The organism is Kitasatospora sp. NPDC059747 (assembly GCF_042732955.1).
In the GTDB taxonomy this organism is placed as follows: Bacteria; Actinomycetota; Actinomycetes; order Streptomycetales; family Streptomycetaceae; genus Kitasatospora.
The window spans coordinates 57,012-72,312 of the sequence record NZ_JBHWGV010000005.1; the positions used below are offsets into that span (position 1 = coordinate 57,012).

20 protein-coding genes are annotated in these 15,301 nt (G+C 73.8%); 12 read left to right on the forward strand and 8 right to left on the reverse strand.

Features of this window, described 5'->3' with window-relative positions:
• Nucleotides 1-56: 56 nt before the first annotated feature.
• The 3 genes from ACFV4G_RS03725 to ACFV4G_RS03735 all read right to left on the reverse strand — a co-directional run bounded on the left by ACFV4G_RS03725 (nt 57) and on the right by ACFV4G_RS03735 (nt 1,892).
• On the reverse strand, nt 57-365 hold the full coding sequence (locus ACFV4G_RS03725; RefSeq protein WP_380436073.1) for a hypothetical protein: 309 nt from the start codon (nt 363-365) through the stop codon (nt 57-59).
• Nucleotides 366-444: 79 nt separating this feature from the next.
• Entirely contained in the window at nt 445-1,362 is a 918-nt protein-coding gene (locus tag ACFV4G_RS03730; protein ID WP_380436075.1) for a hypothetical protein, read from the reverse strand.
• Nucleotides 1,359-1,892, reverse strand: a complete 534-nt coding sequence (locus tag ACFV4G_RS03735) for a SigE family RNA polymerase sigma factor (protein ID WP_380436077.1) — start codon at nt 1,890-1,892, stop codon at nt 1,359-1,361. Before ACFV4G_RS03735 ends, ACFV4G_RS03730 begins: the two co-directional genes overlap by 4 nt.
• 419 nt (nt 1,893-2,311) lie before the next feature.
• On the opposite strand from ACFV4G_RS03735, the gene ACFV4G_RS03740 reads away from it, so the two are divergent.
• The 8 genes from ACFV4G_RS03740 to ACFV4G_RS03775 all read left to right on the forward strand — a co-directional run bounded on the left by ACFV4G_RS03740 (nt 2,312) and on the right by ACFV4G_RS03775 (nt 9,191).
• Complete coding sequence (locus tag ACFV4G_RS03740) at nt 2,312-3,283, forward strand: urea transporter (RefSeq protein ID WP_380436079.1); 972 nt, start codon at nt 2,312-2,314, stop codon at nt 3,281-3,283.
• Between the two features lie 77 nt (nt 3,284-3,360).
• Nucleotides 3,361-3,666 (forward strand): urease subunit gamma, encoded by a 306-nt coding sequence (locus ACFV4G_RS03745; RefSeq protein ID WP_380436081.1) that lies wholly within the window; start codon nt 3,361-3,363, stop codon nt 3,664-3,666.
• Nucleotides 3,667-4,512 (forward strand): cobalamin biosynthesis protein CbiX, encoded by an 846-nt coding sequence (locus ACFV4G_RS03750; protein ID WP_380436083.1) that lies wholly within the window; start codon nt 3,667-3,669, stop codon nt 4,510-4,512.
• A 37-nt stretch (nt 4,513-4,549) separates the two neighbouring features.
• The gene (locus ACFV4G_RS03755; protein ID WP_380436085.1) at nt 4,550-4,972 is read left to right on the forward strand and encodes an urease subunit beta; all 423 of its coding nucleotides are present in this window, start codon (nt 4,550-4,552) and stop codon (nt 4,970-4,972) included.
• Nucleotides 4,972-6,696: an urease subunit alpha gene (gene ureC, locus ACFV4G_RS03760; RefSeq protein ID WP_380436087.1), complete on the forward strand. Its 1,725-nt coding sequence runs from the start codon at nt 4,972-4,974 to the stop codon at nt 6,694-6,696. The genes ACFV4G_RS03755 and ureC overlap by 1 nt, the downstream gene beginning before the upstream one ends.
• Complete coding sequence (locus ACFV4G_RS03765) at nt 6,693-7,466, forward strand: urease accessory protein UreF (protein WP_380436089.1); 774 nt, start codon at nt 6,693-6,695, stop codon at nt 7,464-7,466. The genes ureC and ACFV4G_RS03765 overlap by 4 nt, the downstream gene beginning before the upstream one ends.
• 73 nt (nt 7,467-7,539) lie before the next feature.
• A complete protein-coding gene (gene ureG / locus ACFV4G_RS03770) occupies nt 7,540-8,160 on the forward strand; it encodes an urease accessory protein UreG (RefSeq protein ID WP_380436091.1) in 621 nt (206 codons plus the stop codon).
• Nucleotides 8,157-9,191: an urease accessory protein UreD gene (locus tag ACFV4G_RS03775; RefSeq protein ID WP_380436093.1), complete on the forward strand. Its 1,035-nt coding sequence runs from the start codon at nt 8,157-8,159 to the stop codon at nt 9,189-9,191. Before ureG ends, ACFV4G_RS03775 begins: the two co-directional genes overlap by 4 nt.
• Before the next feature lie 11 nt (nt 9,192-9,202).
• On the opposite strand, the gene ACFV4G_RS03780 is transcribed toward ACFV4G_RS03775, so the two are convergent.
• Both ACFV4G_RS03780 and ACFV4G_RS03785 read right to left on the reverse strand, forming a co-directional pair.
• On the reverse strand, nt 9,203-9,634 hold the full coding sequence (locus ACFV4G_RS03780; protein WP_380436095.1) for an SMI1/KNR4 family protein: 432 nt from the start codon (nt 9,632-9,634) through the stop codon (nt 9,203-9,205).
• Nucleotides 9,619-10,077: a protein phosphatase gene (locus tag ACFV4G_RS03785; RefSeq protein WP_380436097.1), complete on the reverse strand. Its 459-nt coding sequence runs from the start codon at nt 10,075-10,077 to the stop codon at nt 9,619-9,621. The genes ACFV4G_RS03780 and ACFV4G_RS03785 overlap by 16 nt, the downstream gene beginning before the upstream one ends.
• A 95-nt stretch (nt 10,078-10,172) precedes the next feature.
• On the opposite strand from ACFV4G_RS03785, the gene ACFV4G_RS03790 reads away from it, so the two are divergent.
• Nucleotides 10,173-10,313: a hypothetical protein gene (locus tag ACFV4G_RS03790; protein ID WP_380436098.1), complete on the forward strand. Its 141-nt coding sequence runs from the start codon at nt 10,173-10,175 to the stop codon at nt 10,311-10,313.
• Nucleotides 10,314-10,339: 26 nt separating this feature from the next.
• Here ACFV4G_RS03790 and ACFV4G_RS03795 read toward each other — a convergent pair whose 3' ends face one another.
• Entirely contained in the window at nt 10,340-11,755 is a 1,416-nt protein-coding gene (locus ACFV4G_RS03795) for a LuxR C-terminal-related transcriptional regulator (RefSeq protein WP_380436100.1), read from the reverse strand.
• A 158-nt stretch (nt 11,756-11,913) separates the two neighbouring features.
• On the opposite strand from ACFV4G_RS03795, the gene ACFV4G_RS03800 reads away from it, so the two are divergent.
• Genes ACFV4G_RS03800 through ACFV4G_RS03810 form a run of 3 tightly spaced genes read left to right on the forward strand, consistent with a single transcriptional unit; the run spans nt 11,914 to nt 13,830 of the window.
• A complete protein-coding gene (locus tag ACFV4G_RS03800) occupies nt 11,914-12,843 on the forward strand; it encodes an NADP-dependent oxidoreductase (RefSeq protein ID WP_380436102.1) in 930 nt (309 codons plus the stop codon).
• A gap of 11 nt (nt 12,844-12,854) precedes the next feature.
• Nucleotides 12,855-13,016 (forward strand): hypothetical protein, encoded by a 162-nt coding sequence (locus ACFV4G_RS03805; RefSeq protein ID WP_380436104.1) that lies wholly within the window; start codon nt 12,855-12,857, stop codon nt 13,014-13,016.
• Between the two features lie 25 nt (nt 13,017-13,041).
• On the forward strand, nt 13,042-13,830 hold the full coding sequence (locus ACFV4G_RS03810; protein WP_380436106.1) for an SDR family NAD(P)-dependent oxidoreductase: 789 nt from the start codon (nt 13,042-13,044) through the stop codon (nt 13,828-13,830).
• Here the strand turns inward: ACFV4G_RS03810 and ACFV4G_RS03815 are convergent.
• Nucleotides 13,784-14,482, reverse strand: coding sequence for an ABC transporter ATP-binding protein (locus tag ACFV4G_RS03815; RefSeq protein WP_380436108.1), 699 nt, complete (start codon nt 14,480-14,482; stop codon nt 13,784-13,786). The genes ACFV4G_RS03810 and ACFV4G_RS03815 overlap by 47 nt on opposite strands.
• Entirely contained in the window at nt 14,482-15,195 is a 714-nt protein-coding gene (locus ACFV4G_RS03820) for an ABC transporter ATP-binding protein (protein WP_380436110.1), read from the reverse strand. The genes ACFV4G_RS03815 and ACFV4G_RS03820 overlap by 1 nt, the downstream gene beginning before the upstream one ends.
• Between the last annotated feature and the right edge of the window lie 106 nt (nt 15,196-15,301).

Sequence of the window (15,301 nt, forward strand, 5' to 3'; positions counted from 1 at the left end):
GCTCGCCCACGCCGCCGCCCCCACCCCCCCACTCCCGCTGCGGAGGCACGGGCGGGTTACTGGAAGGTCCGGAGCACGAGCCCGTCCCGCCCGCACAGGACGACCTTCGACGGGGCCCGCTTGCCGGCGGCGACGAAGTGCTCCCTGATCCGGCCGGCCGTGTCGCGCAGCCCGTTCTCGGTGGCCTCCGAGATGGGACCATGCGTCTGCCAGTGCATCGTCAGTTCCCACTGGCGGCCCCGGCCGCCGCCGCGCGGCGCGGTCGGCTCGGCGTCGAGGCCCAGCCGGCCGAGCAGTTCGAGGATCGCGTTCATGTCGGTGCCGTCGATGTGGACGAAGTCCTCTTCCACCAATATCGCATCCATGTCCGACCCTCTACCCGCCGCGGACCGGACGACGCCGGCGCCGGGGCGTGTCCTTCGGCTCACGCAGGGAAGCCCGCCGTCACTTCAGGAAGCCGAGCTCGCGGTTCGGGAGCTCGGCGCCGTCGCGGCCGAACTCCCGCCAGGTCTCGGCCCGGGTACCGGCCTTGCGGGGCACCGCGACCCAGCGGATCGGCGAGTCCGCGACGGTGACCAGCGGCGGCTCCGTGGTCGTGCCGTCCGCCCAGGTCACCGCGACCCTGGCGACGTCGGGGGCGACCGAGACCACCGCCACGTCCGCCGGTGCCGCGGTGTCGTCCTTGCCCCAGTGGCCGAGGCTGGTGCCGGTGAGCGCCTCGCCTCCGGGGGGCGGGGCCTGGGTGGCGGAGCGCGTGGTGAACTCCTGGTCGTGCGGCAGCCGGACGCCGCCGACCGTGAAGTAGAGGTTCACGACGTCGTCGTGGGGCTGCCAGTACTGCCGGACGTACGCCTCCGTCGGCTCCGGCACCTCGGGGTCGACCGCGCGCCGCTCCGCGGCGATGGCCAGCGCCTGCCGGAACGCCTCCTCCTTCGGCGCGAGCGTCCACAGCGCCGCCCACACCTTCCACTCCTTGCCGTTGGCGGTGCCCTCCGCGAGCACGACGCGGAGGGGGCTCAGGGGATCCCGCGCCGCCGTCGACACGGAGGGCGTGGAGCCGGACGTCGCCGCGGGTGTCGGTGCGGACAGCGGTGCGCCGCCGGCCGCGCCGATCGTCGTGCCGCCCGCCGTCCGCCCGCCCAGGCCCGCGAACGCGCCGCCGCCCAGGACCACCACCGCGGTCAGCGCGACCGCGCCCACGACCGCCCGGCGGCGGCGCCGGATGCGGCGCCCGCCCGCCAGGATCCGGTCCACCGGCACCGGGCCGACCGCGGCCCCGGCCGCCGCGTCGGCCAGTTCGAGTCCGACCCACAGGTCCTGCTCGTCGCCGCCGTTGCCCTCAAAGCCCTCGTTGCCGGTCATGCCTGGCCTCCGATGTGCGTCATGTCGGTGAGTTCCCTCAGCGCCGCGGTCTGCCGCAGCTTCGCTATCCCCTTCGCCGCGTGGCTGCGCACGGCTCCCGTCGAGCAGCCCATCGCCGCGGCGGCCTGGCTGTCGCTCAGGTCCTCCCAGTGCCGCAGCACCACGGCCTCCCGCTGCCGGGGCGGCAGCGTGGCCAGGGCGGTCAGCAGCGCCGAGCGCTGGTCGGAGCGGCGGTAGCCGTCCTCCGTGCCGGGCGCGTCCGGCACGGCGTCGACCAGCAGCTCGGGCGGCCGGCGCCGGTGGTGGCGGGCGTGCCGGTTGACCAGGATCCGGCGGACGTAGGCGTACGCGTCGTCGGCGCGGCGCACCCTGTGCCAGGACGCGCAGGCCTGCTCGGCGGCGGACTGCACCAGGTCCTCGGCGGCGTACTGCTCGCCGGCCAGCAGGTAGGCCGTCCGCAGCAGCCGTGGCCAGGCCGCGACGATGAAGGCCCGGAACCCGTCGTCCCGGTCGTTCTTCGGTTCTCCCATGAGCACCTCCTCACCCTCCCGGAGCCCACCCGGGGGCGGAACCGCTTACCCGGGACGGCGGGCGTTTTCGGGCCGCCGGTTAGCGGTGCAGGGTGTCCGAATTGCCGGTCAGGAGTTGATTCGGGTGGAATTCATCGGCCTGGCCACCTTCTCCGTCGCGGCAGCCATGAGTAAAACTTCGCAAAGAATGGACGTCTTCAGGGGGGCCTTCGACCTGCAGATTCAACAGATTGTTGCAGCTCAGGGGCGGGTTGATCACCAATTGTCATTCGCCCGTAACCTGGTGTGTGCGAGCATGTCGGCGATCCGCAGGAGTACGGTTCCGACGGAATCGCGAGTCGTTCGTAAGGGCACGTCGAACAGCTTCGCGGGGAACTTCGCCTTGCGGTGGAAAGCCGTAGCGGGAATTGGTGCGACGAATGGCTCAGGAAAAGGACGAACCGGCGGCTCCGGCGGCCACTCGCCCGATATCCCTCAGGCTGGGGATCGAAGTCCTGCGCGGAATCGCCCAGGTGGATTTCCTGCCGTCGGCCGTGTGCGGCCTCTTCTTCGTGGCCGCACTCTTCGCCGCCGGCTGGCAGTACGGCGTCTACGGCCTGCTCGGCAGCGTCGTCGGCACCGGCACCGCGTACGGATTGCAGCTGGCACCCGCGGCCGTGGGAGCGGGGCTGCACGGGTACAACGGCTGCCTCGTGGCCCTGAGCTGCGCGGTCTTCCTCGACCCCGGACACCCGGCGACCCTCGTCGTCGCGGTGCTCGGCGCCGTCGTCTCCGTCGTCCTCACCGCAGGCCTCACCACCCTGCTCGCCGCCCGGCGGCTGCCCGTGCTCACCGAGCCGTTCTGCCTCGTCGCCACCGCGACCACGGCGGCGGCGCCGGGCTTCCGTCAGCTGTGGCACGGCGCCCCCACCCCGGCCGCCCTGCCCCTGCCCGCCACCGGCCCCACCGGGCCGACCTGGGACCAGCTGTGGCACGGCTTCTTCGCCAACATCGGCCAGATCTTCTTCATGTCCCAGTGGTACGTCGGCCTGCTGTTCCTCGCAGGGCTCCTCGCGGCCAGCCGCCTCGCCGCCCTCACGGCCTGCGCGGGCAGCGCCACCTCGCTGGTCACCGCCTGGGCCCTCGGCGCCCCGGCCGAAGCCGTCGGCGAGGGGCTGCTGGGCTACAACGGCGTGCTGGTGGCGATGGCCCTCTGCGGGGTGTTCGTCGCCCCCGGAGCGTGGAGCGCGGCCTACGCGCTGCTCGGCGCGGTCGCCGCGACCGTGCTGACCCCGGCGATCGACGCCGTCGCCGCACCCTTCGGCAGCCATGCCTTCACATGGCCGTTCGTCGTTACCACAGTGCTGTTCCTCGCGGCGGTGCCGGCCGTTCCGCGGCTGCGCCGAATCTGAGGGTCCGTCCCATTCCCCGAACTCCCCCGCGTTTCTTCGAAGCCTCTTCGAAATGCCGGAAAGGAAGCGTGATCCCCGTGAACCTGTCCCCGCGCGAGATGGACAAGCTGTACATCTACGTCGTGGCCGATCTGGCCCGCAAACGCCGCGACCGCGGCGTGAAGCTGAATTACAGCGAGGCCTGCGCACTGATCAGCGAGGCCATCATGGAGGGCGCCCGGGACGGGCGCACCGTCGCCGAGTGCATGGAGATCGGCAAGCAGGTCATCGGCAGCGCCGACGTCATGCCCGGCGTGCGCGAGATGCTCCCGCTGCTCCAGGTCGAGGCCGCCTTCCTCGACGGCACCAAGCTCGTCTCCTGCCACGACCCGGTCGGTGCCTGAGTGACCGCCGACCGCCGGGCCGCCACCGTGGTGCTGGCCGGCGGCCACGAGAGCGGCCACGCCCGCGACCTCGCCCCCCTGGTGGAGCGCGGGCCCGCGATCCACGCGGCGGCCGCCCCGGGACGCGACCTCGCCGCGGCCGTCCGCTCGGCGCTCGCCGCCACCGGCGGACCGGTGTGCGTCGTCCCAATGACGCTCGGCCGCGACCCGAAGCTCGTCGCCGACAGCGCCCGCGCCCTGCACTGGCTCGCCGCCGGCGAGGCCCGCGGCCGGCTCGCCCTCACCGAGCCGTTCGGCGCCGCCGAACACCTCGTCGGCTGGCTGCGCGCCGCGGCCGGCACCGACCCCGACCCGGACGGCGCGATCCTGGTCACCGCGCCGGCGGCCGGACCGTTCGAGGACGCCGAGCTCTTCCGGATCGCCCGGCTCGTCCGCCAGTACGGGCACCACCGCCTGGTCGAGGTGGCCCTCGCGGGCGGCGACCCCGACTCCGCCGACGGCGCCGAACGCTGCCGCCTCCTCGGCGCCCGCACGGTCACCGCCGTCCCGGCCTCCTTCGGGCGGGCGGTCGCGCCGCCGGCACCGGCCGGCGTCCGCGACGGCGGACCGCTGCTGCGCCCCGCCGCGATCGCGGGGGTGGTCGCGGCCCGCACGGCGGCGGCCCTGCACCTGCTCGGCCACGGCGAGGACGGCGTCGCGGCCGGACTCGACGCGGAGCACGGGCACGGCTACGCCCACAGCCACGGGCCGGGCGCGGGCCACGGTCACGGTCCTGGGCAGGGTCAAGGTCCTGGGCACAGCCACGCTTCCGCGCACAGCCACACGCACGTCCACACGCATCACTGAACGAACCCACTGAACCGAGGGAGAGGAAGGGCCAGCCATGTCTGGTGGCGCCACGTACCTGTACGGCGACGACCCGGTGGAGATCAACGCCGGCCGCGCCACGGTCACCGTCACGGTCAGCAACACGGGCGACCGGGCGATCCAGGTCGGTTCCCACTACCACTTCTTCGAGGCCAACCGCGCCCTCGACTTCGACCGCAACGCCGCCTACGGCAAGCACCTGGACATCGCGGCCGGCACCGCCGTGCGCTTCGAGCCCGGCGTCACCCTGGACGTCACGCTCGCCGAGTTCGGCGGGCACGGCCGCCTGGTCGGCTTCGCCAACCTCGTCGACGGCGGCATCAAGTCCGCCGACACGCGCGCCCGCGCCATCGGCCGGGCGATCGCGCTCGGCTTCAAGGGCACCGAACTCGACCGCAAGGACGACCGCAAGGACGACCGCAAGGAAGGCACCCTCTGATGGCCATGCTCTCCCGCAAGCAGTACACCGACCTGTTCGGACCCACCGTCGGCGACCGCTTCCACCTCGCCGACACCAACCTCGTGGTCGAGGTCGAGAAGGACTTCAACCAGGGCCACTACGGCGACGAGGCCGTCTACGGCGGCGGCAAGGGCATCCGCGACGGCATGGCCCAGGACCCGGCCGCCACCTCCGCCCAGGGCGCGCTCGACCTGGTCATCACCAATGTCGTCGTCCTGGACCCGGTCCTCGGCGTCGTCAAGGGCGACATCGGCGTCAAGGACGGCTTCATCACCGCCGTCGGCAAGGCCGGCAACCCGCACACCCAGAGCGGCGTGCACCCCAAGCTCGTGATCGGCCCCGGTACGGAGGTCATCTCCGGCGAGCACCTGATCGCCACCGCCGGCGGCATCGACACCCACATCCACTTCATCGCCCCCCAGCAGGCCCAGGAGGCGCTGAGCAACGGCATCACCACCCTCATCGGCGGCGGCACCGGCCCCTCCGACGGCACCAACGGCACCACCTGTACGCCCGGCCCGTGGAACATCGGCCGGATGTACCAGGCCGTCGAGGACCTCCCGGTCAACGTCGGCCTCCTCGGCAAGGGCAACGGCTCGCTGCCCGGAGCCCTGCGCGAACAGGTCGAGGCGGGCGTGTGCGGCCTCAAGGTGCACGAGGACTGGGGCAGCACCCCGGCCGCGATCGACACGGCGCTGCGCGTCGCCGACGAGTACGACGTCCAGGTCGCCATCCACACGGACACCCTCAACGAGGGCGGCTACTTCGAGGACACCCTCTCCGCGATCGACGGCCGCACCATCCACACCTTCCACACCGAGGGCGCCGGCGGCGGCCACGCCCCCGACATCATGCGGATCGCCGGCGAGGCCAACGTCCTGCCGTCCTCGACGAACCCGACCCTGCCCTACACCGTCAACTCCGTCGACGAGCTCCTCGACATGGTGATGGTCTGCCACCACCTCAGCCACGACATCCCCGAGGACGTCTCCTTCGCCGACTCCCGGGTGCGCGCCGAGACCATCGCCGCCGAGACCGTCCTGCACGACGAGGGCGTCATCTCGATCTTCTCCTCCGACTCGCAGGCCATGGGCCGCATCGGGGAGTCCTTCACCCGCGCCTTCCAGACCGCCCACCACTGCAAGGACCAGCGCGGCAAGCTCGCCGGCGACACCGACCGCAACGACAACTTCCGCGTCCTGCGCTACCTCGCCAAGCTCACCATCAACCCGGCCATCGCCTCCGGCACCGCCGACCACATCGGCTCCCTGGAGCCTGGCAAGCTCGCCGACATCGTGCTCTGGCCGATCAACTCCTTCGGCGCCAAGCCCAAGATGGTCATCAAGGGCGGCGTCATCAACTGGGCCCTCATGGGCGACCCCAACGCCTCCCTGCCCACTCCGCAGCCGGTCTACTACCGCCCGATGTACGGCGCGCTCGGCCGCGCCAAGCAGGCCACCCGGGTCTCCTTCATGTCCCAGGCCGCCGTCGACCTCGGCGTCCCGGCCCGGCTCGGCCTCGACAGCCGCGTCCTGCCGGTGCAGCGGTGCCGCTCGGTCGGCAAGCAGCACATGGTCCGCAACGACGCCCTGCCGAAGATCGCGGTCGACCCGGAGACCTACAAGGTCACCCTGGACGGCGAGCCCGCCACCATCGAGCCCGCGCGCGAACTCCCGCTCAACCACCTGTTCTACCTCGCATGAGCGGCCCGGTCGGCGGTGACCAGGTCGGTGGGGAGACGGGCGGCGGTGATGCGGGCGGCAGTGGCCCGAGCAGTGGTGGCCCGGGCGGCCTGGACGCCCTGCTCGTCTGCCTCCAGCTCACCGACTCCGCCTTCCCCAGCGGGTTCTACACCCTCTCCCACGGGCTGGAGGGCTACGCCCAGGCCAAGGCCGTCACCCCGGACACCATGCCGGACCTGCTCACCGACCTGCTGCGCCACTCGGTGGGCCCGGGCGACGCCACCGCGCTCGCCCTCGCCCACCGCGCCGCGACGGCCGGGGACTGGGAACTGCTCGCCGAGGTCGACGAGCGGCTGCACGCGACCAAGCTCAACCGCGAGCTGCGGCTGGCCTCCACCCGGACCGGACGCCAACTCCTGGACATCGCCCGGGAGTCGCTCGGCGGCGAACCCCTGGAGCGGTACGCCGAACTGGTCGCCGACAAGCGCGCCCCCGGCTCGCAGGCGGTCGCCGCCGGGGTCGCGTACGCCGCCGCCGGCGTCCCGGCCGAACAGGCCCTCGCCGGCGACCTGTTCGCGTTCTGCACCAGCTTCGTCGGCGCCGCGCTGCGGCTGCGGCTGACCGACCACCGCAAGGCGCAGGTCGTGCTGCGGTCGGTCGCGCCGGTGCTCCAGGACGTCATCCGGGCCGCCCTGGCGCGGGAGTTGGCCGACCTCGGCGGCTGCGTGCCGGTCGCCGACGCGATGTCCGGACGGCACGAGCGGGCCGAGGCCCGGCTGTTCATGAGCTGACCCGCCGCGGGAACGGCGCCTCGCGCGGCACCGAAACGCGAAACACGAGCAACACCGCACCAGAGGAGGAAACTTGACCGAGAACGTGCTCCGCGTAGGCATCGGCGGCCCCGTCGGCTCCGGCAAGACGGCGCTGATCGAGGCCCTCGTCCCGGTCCTGATCGCCCGCGGCCACCGCCCGGCCGTCGTCACCAACGACATCTACACCCAGGAGGACGCCCAGCACGTGCGCCGCACCCTGGCCGGCGTGCTCGACCCCGAGCGGGTCGTGGGCGTCGAGACCGGCGCCTGCCCGCACACCGCCGTCCGGGACGACCCGACGATGAACCTCGCCGCCGGCGCCGAGCTCCTGGAACGCTTCCCCGACGTCGACACCCTGCTCTACGAGTCCGGCGGCGACAACCTGACCCTGACCTTCAGCCCCGTCCTCGTCGACCTCTTCCTCTTCGTCCTGGACACCGCCGAGGGCGAGAAGATGCCCCGCAAGCGCGGACCGGGCATCACCGAGTCCGACCTCCTGGTCATCAACAAGATCGACATCGCCCAGTACGTCCGCGCGGACCTCGGCGTCATGGAGTCCGACGCCCACCGCGTCCGCGAGGGCGGACCGGTCGTGCTCACCAACTGCCTGACCGGCGAAGGACTGGAGGAGATCGCCGCCTTCCTGGAGACCTTCCGCAAGGTCTCCGCATGACGGCCGCCCCGGACATCTCGCCGGACGTGGCCGCGGATGTCGCGCCGGATGCGGCCACGGATGCGGCACCGAACGTCGTGCCGGACGTGGCCGCGGACGTGGCGCCACCGCGGCTCGACCCCCGGCACTACGAGCCGGCCCGCGTCCCGGCCGAGGTCCGTCGGCACGCCGGGACGCCCGACACCCTCGGGGTCGGGCGCCCCGGCAAGGTCGGCCTGCTGGAACTCTCCTTCGAGAAGATCGGCGCCCGCACCGAACTCACCGGCCACTACCAGAAGTCGCCGCTGCAGATCATGCGCCCGCTCTACTTCGACCCCGCCCGCCCGGACCTCGCCGTCACCCTCCTGATGTCCACCGGCGGCGGCATCCTCCAGGCCGACCGGCTGCGCACCGACCTCCACTGCGGCGCCGACACGGCCGTGCACCTCACCACCCAGGCGGCCACCAAGGTCTACCGGATGGAGTTCGACTACGCGACGCAGCTCGTCAACCTGCACGCCGGCCCCCGCGCCTACGTCGAGTACCTGCCCGAGCCCGTCATCCCCTTCGTCGACTCCCGCCTCTACCAGCGCACCGTCCTCACCGTCGACCCCACCGCCACCGTCCTCGCCGGCGAGACCGTCCTCGCCGGGCGCCTGGCCCGCGGCGAGCGCAACGCCTACCGGGTGTTCGCCTCCGACCTCGAAGTGCGGCGCCCGGACGGCCCGCTGGTCGCCCTGGACACCGTCCGCCTGGAGCCGGGCGGCGGGGGCGTCTCGGGCCCGGCGGTGCTCGCCGGACACGACGTCATGGCCAGCCTGTACGCGATCACGCCGCTCGCCCCGGCCGCCCGGGTCGCCGACACCCTGCACGAGGCCCTCGCCGACCGCGGCCTGCTGTACGGCGTCAGCGTCCTGCCGCACGACGCCGGCGCCTGGCTGCGCCTGCTCGGCGACGACACCCGCGCCTGCGCCGCCGCGATGCGCACCGCGTGGGACGCCGTGCGCCGCCTCCTGATCGGCGCCCCGGCCCCGGACCTGCGCAAGACCTGACCGTTCAGTGGTTACAGGTACCAGTCCCCGTCTTCGGTGAGGCTCCGTTCGAGGTACTGGCGGAGCCTGCCGGCGACCATCGAGCGGCTGTCGGTCTCGTGGTCCCAGACGAACACGTCGTGATCGCGCTCGGGTGTGCGGACGAACGCGAACTGGTCGCCGCCGCCGTTGTCCCCGAAGAACATCAGCGGCTCGAACGGCATGTAGAGCTGCCGGAAGTCCAAGGTCGTCCGGAAATCGCCGTTCTCGCCCGCGATCCGCGCGGCGTCCCACACGACGTCCAGCCCGCGGTGGACGACCCCGTCGCACTCCCGCAGCAGGTCGGCGAGGTCGGGCGGCACCCGCTGCCCGAGTGCCCGCTCGACCTCCGCCAGCGTGTCGTCGGCGGCCGGGGCGCCGAGCTCGGCGCCCGGGGCCAGTTCGAGGATCAGTTCGTGCCACATGCGGGCAAGTCTTCCAGAGCCCGCCGGACGTACCCCTTCTGCCAGGGCGTCTCGACGGCGTGCGGGCTGTAGTGCGCCCGCACGTAGGCGACGGCCTCGGCGGGCGGCACGCCGTCCAGGACGGCGATGCGAGCGAGCGCCGTGCCGGTGCGGCCGCGGCCGCCGAGGCAGGCGATCTCGACGCGTTGGGCGGCGCAGCGCCGCCACGCCTCGCCGAAGGCGGCGCGGGCGTCGGCGCGGTCGGCGGGCAGGCGGAAGTCGGGCCAGCGCACCCAGCGGGCCTCCCACGGCACGGGGGCGGGGCGGTGGCCGAGGAGGTAGAGCGCGAAGTCGGGGGCGGGGCCGGATGGCAGCGGGCGGCTGAGGCCCCGGCCGCGCAGGAGGCGGCCGGACGGGAGCCGCAGGATGCCGGGGGCGGTCGGGTCCCACGTTGTCTCGGGCACGTCATCCCTTCGGATTTTCGCTTGTGCTGGAGTGAGGCTGGCGATTTTAATCGTCGGCAGGGTCGCTGTCCGGCCCCTTATCGAGGGAGATGTCCATGATTGCGTACGTCCCTTGTCCGGTCTCCACCGCCACCGCCTCCGCCTCGGCCACCGCCGTCCGCTCCGGTTCCGGGACCGGTTCCGACTCCGGCTCCAATGACACGGGCTGGAACGCCGTCCCGGGCGCGGCCCGCTGAACCGCTGAACGACTCCTGAGCGTCGGTCACGACGCGACGTACAGCCCCGCCGCCGCCGGCATCCCGGCGCGGTGGGCGAGGGCGGCGGCCTCGCCGCGCGAGGCGACGCCCAGCTTCGCCAGGATGTTGGCGACGTGGAACTTCACCGTCGACTCGCTGATGTGCAGCTCCCGGGCGATCTCGCGATTGCGCCGGCCGCGCGCCACCTGGTCCAGGACCTCCAGCTCGCGCGGCTGAAGGCCGTCCAGCGGATCCCCGGCGAGAGCCGGTCCGGGCGCCACGAGCGGCAGGTCCACCGTCACCGTGCTGCCCCAGCCGGGCACGGCCTCCACGGCGGCCCGGCCGCCGAGGGCGGCGATCCGGTCGGCGGTACGGTGCACGGCGAGGGCGTCGGCGGCGAGCAGGCCGGGCCCGTCGTCCCGCACCACCGCCCGTAGCACGTCACCGGTGAACGTCCAGCTCACGTGCAGCCGCGTCACCCCGTCCTGGTCGAGCATGGTGAGGACGGTCGCCCGGACGGCGTCGCGGGCGGTGTGCGCGGTGTCCGCCGGGACGGACCGGGCGGACTCCGCCGGGGGCACCAGGTCCAGCCGGACCCGGCCGTGCCGCAGCAGCGGGCGGAGCTCCTCCGCCAGCCGGGCGAACGCGGTGTCGGCCGGCTCCTCGCTGAGCGCCCGGTCGAGTTCGGCGCCCGCGCGCAGGTCCAGCAGCGCCGTCACGGCCAGTTCGGCGGCGCTGCGGCGCGCGGTCGCGTCGTCCAGGGCGGGCGAGCGCAGCGGCCCGAGGATCGCGGTGAGCGCGGCGCTGTGCATGCCGGTGAACTCGGCGATCGCGCGGGCCCGGGCGTTCGCCGAGGCCCGGGACGTCGCCGCGTGCTTGGGGCCCGCGTCGGTGGCGCGGTGGTGCGAGTGCGTCACGAGCAGCTCCCACAGCTGCTGGAGGACGGCCAGCGCGCCGTCGGGCACCGGCTCGGCGCTCGCGCGGACCAGCACCAGCAGGGCGGCGCCGCCGGCGTCGGGCGCCTTGCCGGTGCCGGGCGCGTTGCCGGTGTCCGGCGTGCTGCCTGTTTCCGGTGCGCTCCCGGTGCCCGGCGTCGCCGAGGCCACCACGACGGGCCGGGTGCGGCCCGCGAGCAGGGCCTCGCCCTGCCACGGCCGGCCCTGCGCGGTCGCGTCGGCGGTGGCCTCGGCGAGCCGGGCCAGCTCCAGGCTGACGACCTCCCCGGCGACCTCCGGCAGGCCGAGCGCGTTCGCGGGGGAGTACGTGCAGATGCCGCTGAGCTGGGCGACCGCCACGTGCGGCACGAGCGTGCCGAGCACCTCGGAGAGGCGGACCAGCAACGTCGGCCGGGGCGCGCGCAGCACCTCGACGGCCCGCGCGAGCGCGTCCTCCGGACGTCCCCACATGCTCTGCCAGTCCACGTCCGCGCTCAGTCCGGTCATGCCGTCCAGCCTAGCCCCGGGGGCGGCCGGCCGACCTGGCCATTGGGAGGGGTGGAACCGTCCGAAAGGACGGCCGGGAGAAGCCGGCCGGGCGCCGAGGATGGAGCCGTACCAGAACACGGGGTCCACGAACTCCTCGACACGGCAAGGACTTTCCCATGACCAAGGCGATCGCTTTCTCCGAGTACGGCGGCGCGGACGTGCTGCGCCCCATCGACCTCGACCTGCCCGCCCCGGGTGCCGGCGAGGTCCTGGTAGAGGTCCGCGCGGCGGGCGTCAACCCGCTGGACCACAAGATCCGGGCCGGCCTGATGGCGGACGTCTTCCCCGTCGCCCATCCCTTCGTCGCCGGCTTCGAACTGTCCGGCGTGGTTCGGGCCGTAGGTGCGGACGTCACCGCGTGGGCGACCGGTGACGAGGTGTTCGGCGCGGTGATGGGCGGCGCGCACGCCGAGCACGTGATCGTGCCCGCCGCCCAGCTAGCCCGCAAGCCCGCCGCGCTGGGCTGGGAGGAGGCGGCGGCGATCCCGGTCGCGGCGGAGACCGCCGAGCGGGCGCTGGCCATCCTCGACGTCCGGCCCGGCGAGACGCTGCTGGTGCACGGCGCGGCCGGCGGGGTCGGCACCGTGCTGCTGCAGTTCGCCCGGGCGCGCGGGATCACGGTCGTCGGCACCGCGAGCGAGGCCAACCATGCCCACCTGCGCGAGCTGGGCGCCATTCCGGTGGCGTACGGCGACGGGCTGGCCGAGCGCGTGCGGGCCGTCGCACCGGGCGGCGTGGACAAGGTGCTGGACGCGGCCGGGGTCGGCGGGGTTTTGCCGCTCTCGATCGAACTGGCGGGCGGCGCCGACCGGGTGCTGACGATCGCCGACTTCGTGGGCGCCGCGGAGCACGGGGTGCGCTTCACCGGCGGTGCCGAGGGCGTCGAGCCCTACTACGGCCGCGCGTTCGAGGCCGCGCTCGCGCTGCACGCGGCGGGGGACCTGCGGCTGCCGCTGCACCGGGTGCTCCCGCTCGCCGAGGCGGCGGAGGCGCACCGGGTGAGTGAGCACGGGCACCTGCGGGGGAAGATCGTGCTCACGGTGTGAGGGGCGCACGGATGACAGCTGACAACTTTCAGATAACAGATTTTGAAATCTGTTATCTGAAAGTTGTTCGCCGTTCGCCGTTCGCCGTTCGCCGTCCGCTGACCGCCGACGCCGCCGGGAGCCGTTCGCTGTTCGCGGAGCAGGCCAATCCGGCGCCGTCCACGCCGTCCTGACCATTCGTCGATAGAGTCCGGCGTCATGGTGACTGCGAACGCAACAGGTGGCGGGGTCGGACGGCTCGCGGGCAGGTCCTGCGTGGTGACGGGCGCGGCGAGCGGCATCGGCCGGGCCGTCGCCGAACGCTTCGCCCGCGAGGGTGCGGCGGTGATCGCGACCGACGTCGACGCCGTCGGTCTGGCCCGCCTCGCCGACCAACTCCCGTACGACATCGGCACGGTGGTCGGCGACGTCGCCCGCGACGAGGACGCGCGCCGGATGATCGACGCCGCCGTCGAGCGCAACGGCCGGCTCGACGTCCTGGTCGCCAACGCCGGTGTGCTCCCGCTCATGGAGATCACCGAGGCCACCGCCGAGGACTGGGACCACGTCATGGCCATCGACGGCCGCGGCATGTTCCTCACCTGCAAGTACGCGATCGCCGCGATGACCGCCCAGGAGCGGCCCGGCGGCTCGGTCGTCTGCATCTCCTCCATCTCCGGCGAGGCCGGCCAGCGCGGCCAGGCGGTCTACGGCCCGGCCAAGTTCGTCGCCTCCGGCCTCACCAAGCACCTCGCCGTCGAGTGGGCCGACCGCGGCATCCGCGTCAACGCCGTCGCCCCCGGCACCATCACCACCGAACGCGTCGTCCGGCTGCGCGACGAACCCGGCGGGCCCGAGTACCTCACCGCGATCGAGAAGCTCCACCCGATGGGCCGGCTCGGCTCCCCGGCGGAGGTCGCGTCGGCCGTGCTGTTCCTGGCCTCCGACGAGGCGTCGTTCATCACGGGAGCCGTCCTGCCGGTGGACGGCGGGTACTTGGCGCAGTAGCGGTCGGCCCGGTGGCGGCGAGTTCGCCCGGCTCGCCGGAGAACACGACCTCGCCGCGGTGCAGCACGTGCACGACGGCCGCGCCCGCCAGGGTGCGGGGGAGTTCCCGCGCGCTCAGGATCACCGTGGTGTCGGTGGCGAGCAGGTGGGCGTGCAGGCGGGCGACGACGGCCGGGGCCAGGCCGCGCTCGGGCTCGTCGAGCAGCAGCACCTCGGGCTCGGTGGCCAAAGCCCGGGCGAGGGCCACGAGTTGCTGCTGCCCGCCGGAGAGCGTGCCCGCCCGGCGGGGTAGCAGCGCGGCCAGCTCGGGAAACAGGCGGAGGGCCGACTCGCTGCCCGGACCAGCGAGTTGGAGGTGCTCGGCCACCGTCAGCGACGCGAACACCGCCCGCTCCGCCGGCACCAGCGCGAGCCCCGTCCGCACCCGCCGGCGTACCGACAGTCCGGTGACGTCCCGGCCCCGCCACACGACCCGGCCCCCGGACAGCCGGACGAGCCCGGCCAGCGCGTGCAGCGCGCTCGTCCGTCCGGCGCCGTTGGGCCCCAGCAGGACGCTCACCAGCCCGGACGGGAACGCCAGGTCCACCCCGTGCAGCGCTTCGAGCGGACCGTACCGGACCCGTGCCGAGCGCAACGCGATCTCCACCGGCATCACGCCACCCCGCCCCACGCCCGGGCCACCCGCGGATCCGCCAGCACCGCCGCCGCGGGACCGGCCGCCACCACCCGGCCGTCCGCCATCGCGTAGACGGTGTCGGCGAGTTCGGCGACCAGCCCGGCGTCGTGCTCGACCAGCAGCAGTGCCATCCCGCGCCCCGCGAGTCCCCGCAGCACCGCCACCAGCCTGGCCGTCTGGGCCGAATCCAGCCCCGCCGCGGGCTCGTCCAGCAGCAGCACCCGCGGCTCGCCCGCCAGCGCCCGGGCCAGCTCCACCAGGCGCAGCACCCCGGTCGGCTGCGCCCCGGCCGACTCGCCGGCCACGTCCCGCAGCCCGAACAGCGCGAGTGCCCGCTCCGTGCGCCCCGGGACGTCCGCCCGGTCGGGTCGCTGCTCGGCGCCCACACGGACGTTGTCGGTGACGGAGAGGGTGGGGAAGACGGCGATCTGCTGGAACGTGCGGGCGAGCCCCAGCCGTACCCGTGCATGCGCCGCCACCCGTGTGACGTCCCGCCCGCCGAGCAGCACCCGCCCGGCGTCCGGCCGGACCGTCCCGGCCAGGCAGTCGAACAGCGTGCTCTTCCCGGCCCCGTTCGGCCCGATCAGCGCGGTGATCCGCCCGGCGGGCGCGACGAGGTCGACGCCGCCGACGGCCTCGATCCCGCCGTAGCGGCGCACGATGCCGCGGGCGGTGAGGCGGGCGGTCATGGGTGCTCCGCGGCGGAGTGTCAGCGGGCCTAAAATAGCGGTGAGAGTTATACATATTATGTTTGGTATTGGTGTGAAGTGGGCAGCGGTGGCGCGCCGCGGGGGC